Annotated in this window: 11 protein-coding genes; 8 read left to right on the top strand and 3 right to left on the bottom strand. The window is 44.5% G+C overall.

The annotated features are described in order from the left end of the window. The first annotated feature begins 23 nt into the window (after positions 1–23). The 6 genes from D2U88_RS18050 (at position 24) to D2U88_RS18025 (ending at position 6297) form a co-directional block, all read left to right on the top strand. A complete protein-coding gene (locus tag D2U88_RS18050) occupies positions 24–1274 on the top strand; it encodes a DUF3667 domain-containing protein (RefSeq protein WP_119641950.1) in 1251 nt (416 codons plus the stop codon). 3 nt (positions 1275–1277) lie between these two features. Continuing rightward, positions 1278–1664, top strand: coding sequence for a Co2+/Mg2+ efflux protein ApaG (gene apaG / locus D2U88_RS18045; protein WP_119641949.1), 387 nt, complete (start codon positions 1278–1280; stop codon positions 1662–1664). A gap of 86 nt (positions 1665–1750) precedes the next feature. Further along, complete coding sequence (pruA, locus tag D2U88_RS18040; RefSeq protein WP_119641948.1) at positions 1751–3379, top strand: L-glutamate gamma-semialdehyde dehydrogenase; 1629 nt, start codon at positions 1751–1753, stop codon at positions 3377–3379. A 70-nt stretch (positions 3380–3449) separates the two neighbouring features. Continuing rightward, positions 3450–4214, top strand: a complete 765-nt coding sequence (locus tag D2U88_RS18035) for a creatininase family protein (RefSeq protein WP_119641947.1) — start codon at positions 3450–3452, stop codon at positions 4212–4214. A 2-nt stretch (positions 4215–4216) separates the two neighbouring features. Further along, complete coding sequence (locus D2U88_RS18030; RefSeq protein ID WP_119641946.1) at positions 4217–5185, top strand: GlxA family transcriptional regulator; 969 nt, start codon at positions 4217–4219, stop codon at positions 5183–5185. Between the two features lie 74 nt (positions 5186–5259). Then, positions 5260–6297: a DJ-1/PfpI family protein gene (locus tag D2U88_RS18025; protein ID WP_220473519.1), complete on the top strand. Its 1038-nt coding sequence runs from the start codon at positions 5260–5262 to the stop codon at positions 6295–6297. Between the two features lie 321 nt (positions 6298–6618). On the opposite strand, the gene rsmG is transcribed toward D2U88_RS18025, so the two are convergent. Continuing rightward, positions 6619–7260, bottom strand: a complete 642-nt coding sequence (gene rsmG, locus D2U88_RS18020) for a 16S rRNA (guanine(527)-N(7))-methyltransferase RsmG (RefSeq protein ID WP_119641945.1) — start codon at positions 7258–7260, stop codon at positions 6619–6621. Positions 7261–7376: 116 nt separating this feature from the next. On the opposite strand from rsmG, the gene D2U88_RS18015 reads away from it, so the two are divergent. Together D2U88_RS18015 and D2U88_RS18010 are read left to right on the top strand one after the other, a co-directional pair. Next, complete coding sequence (locus D2U88_RS18015; RefSeq protein WP_119641944.1) at positions 7377–8480, top strand: fatty acid desaturase family protein; 1104 nt, start codon at positions 7377–7379, stop codon at positions 8478–8480. A 13-nt stretch (positions 8481–8493) separates the two neighbouring features. Beyond that, positions 8494–9678, top strand: a complete 1185-nt coding sequence (locus D2U88_RS18010) for a pyridoxal phosphate-dependent aminotransferase (protein ID WP_119641943.1) — start codon at positions 8494–8496, stop codon at positions 9676–9678. A 104-nt stretch (positions 9679–9782) separates the two neighbouring features. On the opposite strand, the gene D2U88_RS18005 is transcribed toward D2U88_RS18010, so the two are convergent. Further along, entirely contained in the window at positions 9783–11273 is a 1491-nt protein-coding gene (locus D2U88_RS18005) for a TrkH family potassium uptake protein (protein ID WP_119641942.1), read from the bottom strand. Beyond that, on the bottom strand, positions 11273–12622 hold the full coding sequence (gene trkA, locus D2U88_RS18000; protein WP_119641941.1) for a Trk system potassium transporter TrkA: 1350 nt from the start codon (positions 12620–12622) through the stop codon (positions 11273–11275). The genes D2U88_RS18005 and trkA overlap by 1 nt, the downstream gene beginning before the upstream one ends. Positions 12623–12782: the final 160 nt, after the last annotated feature.

Genomic DNA, 12782 nt, shown 5'->3' with positions numbered 1-12782 from the left:
TAGGCCCAAATCCTGGGAAGGTTATGGGGAAAAAAGATGGCTTGGTCAGTAAGGGCCGTTATCAACTTCAATTTAGGGGCGTTACATGTTTGAACTGCGGCCATCCGTTGGACATCAGTGATAAATACTGTCCCAACTGTTCACAGGCCAACAGCACCAAAAAATTGACACTTAAGGATTTTCTCGATGAATTCCTTTCCAGTGTCATGAACTATGACTCCAAACTTTTAAAGACCTTGTCGGCACTGATACTGCGTCCTGGGGCCATCACCAAGGACTACATTAATGGCAAAAGGGTTTCCTATACCAATCCGTTCCGGTTTTTGTTGAGCTTGGCCTTTGTTTACTTTTTGATGTTCACCTTCAACAACCAATTTTCAGATTTGGATAAGGCCGCCAAATCTTTTGATGGCAATATTACGGCAGGAGGTCCTGTTTCGTACAACATCAAGTCCGGAGACATACAAGTGGATAGTTTGAAGATGAAGCAGCAAGCCGAGGAGGTATTGCAATCCCTGGATTCCATCGATAAGAAGAATCCCGGATTGGCCCTTGGCCTCAAAAAATTCGATTCCATACGAAATGCCGACCCCGAAATAGCCCAATCATTGAGCATGTTGGACTCCCTTACCCATTTAAAAGACCAAAAACCCAAGGTGAACAAGGATTCCCTGATGGCGGCCAACCCAAAGATCTACTTTGACAGTATCAACAAAAAGTCGGGGATGGACGGGTTCTCCGACAAAGTCGATTTTTTTGTCCAAATGATCAAGAAAGACACCCTTTTCTCCTTTGAACAGGCCAGTGAAAAATATAACATCGAGGGAACCATGTCCAACAAAATGGCCTTCAATGCATCTAACAATTTTTTGACCATTATACAACGACCAAGTGCATTCATAAAGTCGACAATTTCCAAGCTACCCTTCGTGATATTCTTCTTTATGCCATTGTTCACCATCTTCATTTGGCTGGTGTACATCAGAAAAAAATATACCTACACCGATCATCTTATTTTTAGTTTCCACAATCAGTCCCTCTTGTTTATCTTGCTCATCCTTAGCTTGATCTTGGACACGATTTTCAACATCAGCACCGCATGGCTTTTTGTGACCATTTTCAGTGTTTATCTGTTCATGGCGATGAAAAAGTTTTATGGACAAGGAGTATTTAAAACAATTGTGAAATACATTTTTCTGAACACTATATTTACGATCTTGGCATTTTTTGCCGTACTCGTACTGTTTACAGGAAGTGTCTTTATCTATAACTAGCGTATGTTCACTCAAGTAACAAAAGGCATTAAGGTTTCCGTCCAGACCACTTTTGAAGGTACTTTCTTCAAAAATTACAAAATGCACTATGCCTTTGGCTACACCATAACCATTGAAAACCTGAGCAAGGATGCCGTACAATTGGTAGCAAGGCATTGGGATATTTTTGATGCCCTTAAGGATATCGAGACCATTGATGGTGAAGGGGTAATCGGCCGAAAACCGGTAATCAAGCCCGGCAAGTCCCATACCTACAGTTCGGGATGTCTTTTGGCCTCTCCCATTGGCGCCATGAAAGGGTATTACGAGATGGTGAACTTTACCACCTCCGAAGAATTTGAAGTGGAGATTCCCACTTTCAAATTTGCAGCCCCTTTTGCCATAAACTAGACCTCCATTCCTTTCTCAATCGCTTTTCCTTTTAGTACCTTTGTAGGAACTGTGTAATACTAATTTTTTAAAATTTTTAATCGATTATGGGAAAAGGATTTTTTCAAGTTCCAACGGCCATCAATGAGCCGGTAAAAAGCTATGCCCCGGGTTCACCGGAGCGCGAAGAAGTACTAAAACAATACAAGGAATTTTATAACGGAAATGTAGAGGTGCCCCTTTACATCGGCAGCAATGAGATCAAAACCGGGGCCACCAAACCAATGTCCCCTCCGCACGAGCACAAGCATGTTGTGGGCCATTACCACACTGCCGATAAAAAGCATGTGGAACAGGCCATTTCCAACTGTTTGGAATCCAGGAAAGCTTGGGCCAACCTCCCTTGGGAGCAACGTGCAGCGGTATTCTTGAAAGCAGCCGAACTGATTGCCGGTCCATACCGTGCCAAGATCAATGCGGCTACCATGATGTCGCAATCCAAGACCATCCATCAGGCGGAAATCGATGCTGCTTGCGAGTTGATTGATTTCCTAAGGTTCAATGTGGAGTTCATGTCCCAGATTTATGGGGAACAACCCGAATCCTCAGAAGGCATTTGGAACCGTGTAGAGTACCGTCCGTTGGAAGGCTTCATCTATGCCATCACCCCTTTTAACTTTACGGCAATTGCAGGGAACCTGCCAGCCAGTGCTGCTATGATGGGCAACGTGGTCGTTTGGAAACCCAGTGACAGCCAAGTATTTTCCGCAAAGGTCATTATGGATGTGTTCAAGGAAGCAGGTCTTCCCGATGGGGTCATCAACATGGTGATGGGAGACCCTGTCATGATTTCCGAAACGTTATTGGCCAGCCCTGATTTTGCGGGACTGCACTTTACAGGCTCCACCTATGTGTTCAAAGAACTTTGGAAACAAATCGGGAACAATATCCATTCCTATAAAACTTATCCAAGAATCGTTGGGGAAACCGGTGGGAAGGATTTTATCATCGCCCACCCATCAGCAAAACCAAAACAGGTGGCCACCGCTATTGTTAGGGGTGCTTTTGAGTTACAGGGACAAAAATGTAGTGCCGCTTCCCGTGTTTACCTTCCAAAATCCACTGCAAACGAAATATTGGATTTGGTGAAAGCGGATTTGGCATCCTTCAACAAACCAGGTTCCCCTGAGGATATGAGTAACTTCATTACGGCCGTGATCCATGAAGGTTCTTTCAACAAACTGGCTAAGTATATCGACCAGGCCAAAGCTGACAAGGATGCCGAGATTATTGCCGGGGGAGGTTATGACAAGTCCGTAGGGTATTTTGTGGAACCTACCGTTATTTTGACCACCAACCCAAAATATGAGACCATGTGTACCGAATTGTTCGGACCTGTGGTCACCGTCTACATTTATGAAGACAAGGATTGGAGCGACACTCTCAAGTTGGTCGATGGTACTTCCGAATATGCCTTGACCGGCGCCGTGCTGTCCACAGACCGCTATGCCATTGACGAAGCCACCAAGGCCCTTCAGGATTGTGCAGGGAACTTCTACATCAACGATAAACCCACCGGTGCCGTAGTAGGTCAACAACCTTTTGGAGGTGCCAGGGCATCAGGGACCAATGACAAAGCGGGCTCCGCACAAAACTTGTTACGTTGGGTTTCTCCCCGATTGATCAAGGAAACCTTTGTTTCCCCAGAAGATTATCGTTATCCATTTTTGGGATAATTTCGAAATACCTAATTTAAAGGCTGCCAATATTGGCAGCCTTTTTTATTTGATTTAAACATAAGAAACCATGCCCAGACCCTATATTTTGGCCGAAACCAATTGGAAGCACCTTAAAAACGAATCCTTTGATTTGGCAGTGCTCCCTTGGGGCGCCACAGAAGCCCATAACTATCATCTACCTTATGCAACGGATGTGATTGAAGCGACCCGGATTGCGGAAGAGTCAGCTCGATTGGCATGGGGACAGGGTTGCAAAGTAGTGATACTGCCCACTATTCCTTTTGGGGTCAATACAGGGCAATCGGACATCTATTTGGACATGAACCTGAATCCAAGCACCCAATTTGCCATTTTAAAGGACGTGTTGACCGTTTTGGAAAGACAGGGCGTGCATAAGTTCATGATATTGAACAGTCACGGAGGCAATAATTGGGAAGCACTGGTGCGGGAATTGGGACTGCTCTTCCCTAACATATTCCTTTGCGTGACCAATTGGTTCAAAATGGTGGAAAAAAAGCACATTTTTGAAAATCCAGGTGATCATGCCGATGAAATGGAGACCAGCCTTATCCTGCACTTAGCTCCTGAATTGGTATTGCCGAAGGAAGATTGGGGCGATGGAAAAGAATTCAAAAACAAGATCAAAGCCTTTTCCGAAGGGTGGGCCTGGACGGAGCGGCCATGGTCCAAGATCAGTGCCGATACCGGGGTAGGCGATCCATCCAAAGCAACTGCGGAGAAAGGAAAGCTGTTTTTTGATGCGGTTTGTGCAAAAATGGCAAAACTCTTCATGGATATTGCCCAAGCGGATACCAACGAACTTTACGAATAGGAATGAAACCCTCCACAAAGCACCGCGCTTTTTTCCTAATCCCCCCAGAAGTACAACTGCTTGACATTGCAGGTCCTGCACATTTGTTTTATGAGGCCAAGGAATATGGAGCCTCGTTGGAAACCCATTTCCTAAGCATGGAAAGCCATCTGGAGCAATTTTCAAGCGCCGGACTTTCCTTGGGCAACCTTGAACTTTTTTCCGATCATACCCTCGGTCCCGACGATCTTCTTTTTATTCCCGGACTTGAGTCACATTTGTTTTACAATGCAGGGATTACAGAGAAATATGTCGATTTTTTTGGTTGGTTAAAAAATCAATATACGAACCATGCAAAAATCTGCTCGGTCTGCACCGGGGCATATCTTGTGGCTCTGGCAGGGCTTTTGGACGGTAAAGAATGTACCACGCACTGGAAGTATCTCGAAGATTTTAAAACCAGGTTCCCCAAGGCCCATTTGCTATCGGACCGTTTGATCACACATGATGGCAACCTATATTCCAGCGCCGGGGTTTCTTCAGGAATTGATTTGGCACTTTATCTTTTGGAAGAATTGTTCGGAGCAGTGTTTGCATCAAAGATTGCCAAGGAAGTTGTCATTTATCTTCGCAGGACAGAAAACGACCCTCAACTCAGTGTTTTTCTTCAGTACAGGAACCATATCGACACAAGGATACATCAGGTTCAAGATTTACTGGCCCAAAATCTTGAGCAGAAAAACAATATTGAGGACTTGGCCGAAGCGGTTCATATGAGCCCCCGTAACCTTACCCGACTCTTCAAAAAGACCACTGGAATCACCATTGGTGAGTATTTGGACAGATTGCGGGTGGAAAGGGCCATTCAATTGCTCACGTCAGGTTCCAAAGTAAGCGCTGTGGCCACGGCATGTGGTCTCCAAAGCAGCAATCAACTGCGCTCCCTACTTAAAAAACACACCACTTCCCTCCCATCCGATTGGAAAGCATAATTGGCCCAATACTGCGGATGGTTGTCCTTTCGCCATGCTTTCCCCTAACGTACTTTTGAACATATCATCAGAAAATGAACAAGCTTTCCTATTTACTCGCCCTTTGTTTGACATCCTTACTTACTATGGCCCAAAACACTGAAACCCAAAACACGGTATACATCTGTCCTCCTTGTGGTAGCTCATGTGACGATGCCGAGCATTATGCTCCGGGGGTTTGCTCGCACTGCAACATGCCCCTTGTAAAAAAGGAAGATTCCAAGACCATCGCCTTTTATCTACAAAATGGGGTCGAAGTATTGGATTTTGCAGGCCCCATGGAGGTCTTCACCTATGCCGGGTACAAAGTCTTCACCGTCTCGGCGACACAGGAACCCATCAAATCGCAAGGGGTATTGCAAGTGGTGCCCGACTACAGCATCGAAAATGCCCCTAAAGCTGATATTTTGGCCTTTTTTGGAGGAAATTCCGGTGCAGCCTCGCAAAATAAAAATGTTATTGAGTGGGTACAGGGCCAAAAGGATGTACAATATCATTTTTCCGTATGTACGGGGGCTTTTGTTTTGGCGGAAGCCGGGGTGTTGGATGGCAAAACGGCCACCACCTTCCATAATGCCCTTGCCGATCTGGAGGCCAATTATCCGAAAGTGGACGTGCGTAAAAATGTTCGTTTTGTAGATAATGGCAACGTGATCACCACGGCCGGAATTTCAGCAGGAATCGATGGCGCATTGCATCTGGTGGCCAAACTCCAAGGGCTGAACGCGGCCAAACGTACGGCCTATTACATGGAGTATGACAACTGGAATTTGGGCAATGGGCTGATACTTTCAGATGATAATCCATATAATCAAACGGAACCAGCTTCTTTTTACACCGCATTTGAGGGCGCCTATGAACATCCAAGGAGTTCCCAAGTCCAATTGATTTATAATAGGAAAGAAGGAAACTTGGTGGTCGAAAACAAGGGATTGCAATCACCTGTGCTCCATATTGTTGATGATGTGTTCTCCGATGCAGGAAACGAGCCTGTTTTCTTCCATAGAGACCAATCTGGCAATGTTATCGGGTACTCCCTTACCAAAGAAGGGACATTGTACAAGAAATTATGACCCCTTTTCTCGGAAGCAGACCACAATAAAACCCACATTAATACTGTTCTAAAAACTACTAAACTTACTTTGGGAGAAGGTTAAAATGGGATTTTAAAGAGATACATCCTGAATCGTTCCATACTTTTTATGTAAATTTAACGTTAATTAATTGTTGCTTAAATGTAATCTATTTAGTTTTACATCATAAAATCAATTCGTTATGAGCGCAGGTATACATGTTTGGTGGAAAAAAATGGTTGAAAAATATAACCGTCTTTGGCAGTTCGGAAAGGATTATGCGCGTAAATGTCGATTGGTATACAAAAGAATGTACAGTATTTAAGTACGTTCTTTAAATTTCTGCGGCAAGTACACCACCTTCTTGGTCTCAAAAAATTCCTCCTCAAAATATTCCTTTAAGTCAAAAATTTGGACGGTGGTATAATCTTTCAACTCTTCTTCCAGGTCCCCACCTTTTAAATAAAGAATCCCATTTTTCCGTTCATGAGCGGAATCCTTTTTTACTTTGCCCTTGGTCCAATGTACAAAGGTAGGCATGGCGGCGACCGCCCTACTGACAATAAAATCAAATTGACCAGGGATTTCCTCAACACGGGAATGAATAGCCTTCACATTTTCAAGTTGTAACCCATCGATAACTTCTTGGACCACTTTAATCTTTTTACCGATGGCATCCACCAAGGTGAAATTGACGTTCGGAAACAAGATGGCCAACGGAATACCGGGAAACCCGCCTCCTGTTCCCACATCAAGAATATCAGCTCCTTCGTTAAAGGTCTGGATTTTTGCAATTCCGAGGGAATGAAGCACATGCCGTAGATAAAGTTCGTCGATATCCTTTCTGGAAACCACGTTGATCTTTTGGTTCCAATCTTGATAAAGCCCCTCCAAAGCCTTAAAATGGGCCACTTGGTCCTCGGTGAGCGTAGTAAAATATTTTTGGATGAGATCGGCAGTCATTCCCTCAAACTTATTTTTAGCAAAATTAATACTTTTAAAGACCTTAACACCGTTCTAACACAAGGCTTTTGATCTCATAGGATTAAAAAAGCTATTTTTGTAAAAACAATTATTTTATGAATACGAGTACCATCCGGTTTTCAAGAAAGGATTCTGCACAATTTTTTAGGACTTTGAACAAGCGTGTCAATGAATACTTCAACGAGAACAATCTCAAAAAAACCGGGAACTGGAAACTTCACTTGAAAACGATAGTGATGTTTGCCATTTTTCTGACCCCTTATTTTTTAATTTTAACCCTTCACCTTCCCTTTTGGGCCTATTTGTTGCTTTCCATCACCATGGGTGTGGGCATGGCCGGTGTGGGTATGAACGTGATGCACGATGGTAACCACGGGGCCTATTCCAACAAAAAGTGGGTGAACAAGATCATGGGTAGCAGCATTTATATTTTAGCTGGGAATGTCTATAACTGGCAAGTGCAGCACAACGTATTGCACCATACCTATACCAATATCCATGAGCATGATGAGGATATGGAAGCCGGAAGGATCTTGAGGTTTTCCAAACATGCAGAATGGCGCAAACATCATAGATTCCAACACTATTATTCCATTTTCCTATACGGGTTGCTCACTTTCAATTGGGCGCTTACTACAGATTTCCAACAGATGTACCGCTACATGAAGCGCAACCTCAGCTATGGAAAATTGCCAAACCCTGTCATGAACTGGAGTACCTTGGTCATCACCAAGGTCATTTATTTGACCGTTTGGATCATATTGCCCTTGATTTTTGCCAACATCGCTTGGTGGCAGGTATTGCTAGGTTTCTTCATCATGCACTACGTGGCCGGGGTAATCTTGAGCGTGGTTTTCCAATTGGCCCACATTGTGGACGATGCGGACCAACCTCTACCGGATGCCGAAGGAAACATGAAAAATACATGGGCCATCCACCAATTATTCACCACCGTGAACTTTGGCACGAAAAACAAGATCGTGAACTGGTTCACCGGAGGTTTGAATCATCAGGTAGAGCACCATATCTTCCCCAATATCAGTCATATACATTACACAAAAATTTCCAAAATTGTGAAACAGACTGCCAAGGAGTTCAATTTGCCCTACAACGAGTATAAAACTACCAGAAAAGCTATAATTTCGCACTTCAAACATTTGAAGGAACTGGGCAAAAACCCAGCACTTCAATACCAGTAAAATAGCATAATCGATGAGCAACCATTTATCTGACAGGATTAAGAACATGTCCACGTCAGCAACTTTGGCCATGGCTGCCAAAGCTCGTGAACTACGAAGTGAGGGAAAAGATATTATCGGCTTGAGCTTGGGGGAACCCGACTTCAACATCCCCGATTTTATTAAAGAGGCCGCCAAACAGGCCATTGATGAAAATTACAGCAGCTATACCCCTGTTGATGGGTATGCCGAGTTGAAAAAATCCATTTCTGGCAAGTTCAAACGAGATAATGGTTTGGATTATGGATTGAACCAGATCGTGGTGTCCACAGGGGCCAAACAATCGTTGTTCAATGTAGCGATGGTGGTCCTGAACCCAGGTGATGAGGTGATCCTACCAGCCCCATATTGGGTAAGTTACAGCGATATCGTAAAATTGGCAGAAGGTGTTCCCGTGGAAGTTCCCACCGGGATCGATACGGATTTTAAAATGACCCCGCAGCAATTGGAAGCGGCCATCACACCTAATACGCGTATGATGTGGTTCAGCTCTCCCTGTAACCCTAGCGGTTCCGTTTACAGTAAAGAAGAGTTGGAAGGTCTTGCCGAAGTTTTGAAAAAACATCCAGATATTTATGTGGTTTCCGATGAAATCTATGAGCATATCAACTTTGCAGGTGGCCATGTGAGCATTGCCGGAATTGAGGGGATGTACGATCGCACTGTTACCGTTAATGGTGTTTCAAAAGCTTTTGCTATGACCGGATGGCGTATTGGGTACATCGGTGCCCCGGAATGGATCGCCAAGGGATGTACCAAACTTCAAGGACAGGTGACCAGTGGCGCCAACTCCATTGCCCAACGTGCCGTTATCGCCGCGCTGGACGCTCCTTTGAGCAAAATCCAGTTCATGATCGATGAGTTCCACAAAAGAAGGGATTTGGTTTTGGATCTGCTGGGAGAAATCGAAGGATTTAAACTAAACGTACCGGAAGGTGCATTTTATGTATTCCCAGACATTTCATCCTTCTTCGGAAAAACGTTGAAAGGAGCCACTATTAACAGCGCAGAGGATTTTGCGTTGTATTTGTTGGAGCATGCCAATGTGGCCACCGTGACCGGAGAAGCCTTTGGTAACCCGAATTGCATCCGTATTTCCTACGCTGCATCCGAAAAAGAATTGAGGGAGGCTATTGCCCGTATCAAGGCCGTGGTTTAAAAAGTTTTTATGAGACCCTGAAACCAGTTCAGGGTGACGACTCGAAATTAATAGAATAAAAACCCAAAACCTCTTGTTGTGAAAACTTCAGGAGGTTTTTTCTTTTACGTCTTTTTCCAGAAGTAGGGTGTTAGGACAATCAAAACGGTGAACAACTCCAATCGACCTAAGAGCATCAAGAAACCGCACCACCATTTCCCCGCATCGGGCAAACTGTTGTAATTGCTGACAGGGTTCAAACTACCGAAGGCAGGACCCACGTTACCCAATGACGAGGCGGAACCTCCCACCGCAGAGACAAAATCCAATCCTAAAAACCCAAGCACCAAGGCGCCAATGATGAACAAAAGCATGTACAGTACAAAGAAAGCGATCACATTGTAGACAATATGTTCCGTAACCGTTTTTTGGTTATAACGAACAGGAATGATGGCATTGGGATGAAGGGTTCTTTTGAACTCCAAAATTCCGTTCTTGATAATCAAAATATGTCGCATCACCTTGATGCCCCCGGCCGTGGAGCCTGCAGAGCCTCCAAGGAACATCAGCCCGAAGAAGAAAACCGTTAAAAAATGGGTCCACCCGGTAAAATCCGCAGTAACGAATCCCGTGGTGGTAATCACTGTCAACACTTGGAACAAAGTGTGCCTAAACGCACTTTCTGCTTTCCCCCAAACCATGGGATGGAAATCAGAAACGGGCACATCGGCCTTAAAATAAACACCCAATGCGGCCAAAATGGAAAAAACGACCACAAAACCGAAGTAATATTTAAACTCTTCATCCTTCAATATCCGTTGTACCTTTCCAGTCAAGGCAAAATAACTGAGTACGAAGTTACTCCCTGCCAAAAACATGAATACAATCACGATATATTGGATAATCGGTTCGTTGTTCCAATAGGCCAGACTGGCATTTTTTGTGGAGAACCCTCCTGTGGACATAGTGGCCAAGGAATGGTTGATGGCATCAAAAAAGGACATCCCGGCAACGTTCAATAAAATGGTCTCCAACACCGTATACCCAAAATAGATGAACCAAAGGCGCTTTGCGGTATCGGTAATCCTAGGGTGAAGCTTGTCACCTCCTGGACCAGGTGCTTCCGCAGCAAACAGCTGCATGCCCCCAATCCCCAAAAGCGGCAATATGGCAATGGCCAACACAATGATCCCCATCCCTCCTATCCAATGGGTAAGGCTACGCCAGAGCAATATCCCTTTTGGCAAAGCCTCAATATCATCCAAAATAGACGCCCCTGTTGTGGTATAGCCCGATATGGTCTCAAAAAAAGCGTCGGTTATGTTTGGAATGGACCCGGAGAATAAATAAGGCAACATGCCTGAAATGGACATGATGATCCATCCAAAGGTCACCACGATGTAACCTTCCTTGCGTTTTACCTCCTTTTTATGACCTCTGGTGTAGAACATGGCCATAATCCCAAAAAGCATGGTCACAATGGCCGCCAACGAAATATCCAAGGTTGCACCATCTTTGTACATGGCACTGGCAAAGGCCGCTAAAAGCATGAAAGAACCGTTGCACAACAACAACAGCCCCATGATGTGGATGATGATTCGTATATTCAATCTCATTACAGGAACAGCTTTTCAATCTTCGGAATAGCTTTGGGCAGACAACATACCACAACCTTGTCCCCCTCTGTGATCCTGAAATCTCCCAATGCGATAATACCTTCACCGTTTCGGATGACACCGCCAATGCTCGCTTCCCTAGGGAAATTAAGCTCCCGAATGATCTCACCGTTCACCAAGGATGTGGCTTTCACCTCAAATTCCAGAATTTCGGCATTGAGGTTGTTCAAACGGGTCAGTGCCAAAACCTCCCCTTTTCGGATATACCTAAAAATGCTGTTCGCTGCGAGTAGTTTTTTATTGATGAGGGTATCTACCCCAATGGAATGTGACAATTGAAAATAGTCCATGTTCTCCACCAAGGCGATGGTCTTTTTTACTTTCTTGTTCTTGGCCACCAGACAGGACATGATATTGGTTTCTGAATTTCCTGTCACGGCAATAAAAGCATCCATGGAATCCAAACTTTCCTCATCCAACAGCTCCACATTTCTACCGTCCCCATTGATGACAAGCGCATGGGGCAGTTCGTCAGCTATATCAAAAGCCTTTTCCTTGCTCTTTTCAATCAATTTTACATTGAATTTTTTGCCACAGAGGTCGCGGGCCGTTTTAAACCCGACCTTACTGCCTCCTAAGATCATCACGTTCTTAATCTCTTGCTTTTGCATTCCCGTGAGCTTGTAAAGCTCTTCCACCCCTTTATCGGAAGTGATGAAATAGACCTGATCGCCTTCCTTAAAAACGGTATCCCCACGGGGAATCAAGGTATATTGGGTTCCCATGCGCTGCAAGGCGATGGGCATAAAATGAAGTTCAGGGAAAATACGGGCAGCCTCTTTTACCATTTTGCCCACAAAAGGAGCTGTTCTGGGAAGAATTACCCCGAACATGGTCAACAGACCTCCTTCAAACTCATAGGTGTCGTTAAAAGCGGACTGGTTCAGCATAAGTTGAATCTCCATGGCCGCCAATCGTTCCGGCGAGATTAGTTCATCTATTCCCAGCTCCTCGAACTTGATGGTTTCACGGTTGTCCATAAATTCGGTGTTCGAAATCCGAGCCATGGTTCTTTTACAGCCCAATTGCTTGGCCAATAAACAGAGGGTCAGGTTCGTAGTCTCCGAAGCCGTTACCCCAATCACAAGATCGGATCCATCCACTTGGGCATCGTTCAATACCTGTATGGAAGTAGCATCTCCTCGGAGTACCCGAATGTCCAAATGGTTATCGGCATAGGACAATTTTTCCTTGTCCGTATCGATCAACGTTATATCCTGGGATTCATACGACAATAGTTTTGCCAAATGAAACCCTACTTCACCAGCTCCAGCAATAATGATCTTCATTGAATAAAATAAGATGAGTTCCTAATTAAGTCCAATTGGTACGACACAAATGAATAATAGAATGGTAAACGCAGTCTAAGTGACATACTCTTAACTAAATACGGAATGTATTCCCCAGTTGCTGGGCAAAATTACACAAATATTTTTGTCTGCCTCCCAT

The sequence above is a fragment of the Flagellimonas aequoris genome (assembly GCF_003584165.1).
Taxonomy (GTDB): Bacteria; Bacteroidota; Bacteroidia; order Flavobacteriales; family Flavobacteriaceae; genus Flagellimonas; species Flagellimonas aequoris.
Note: the sequence above shows the minus strand (reverse complement) of the source record. Positions and strands in the feature narration are given on the sequence as shown.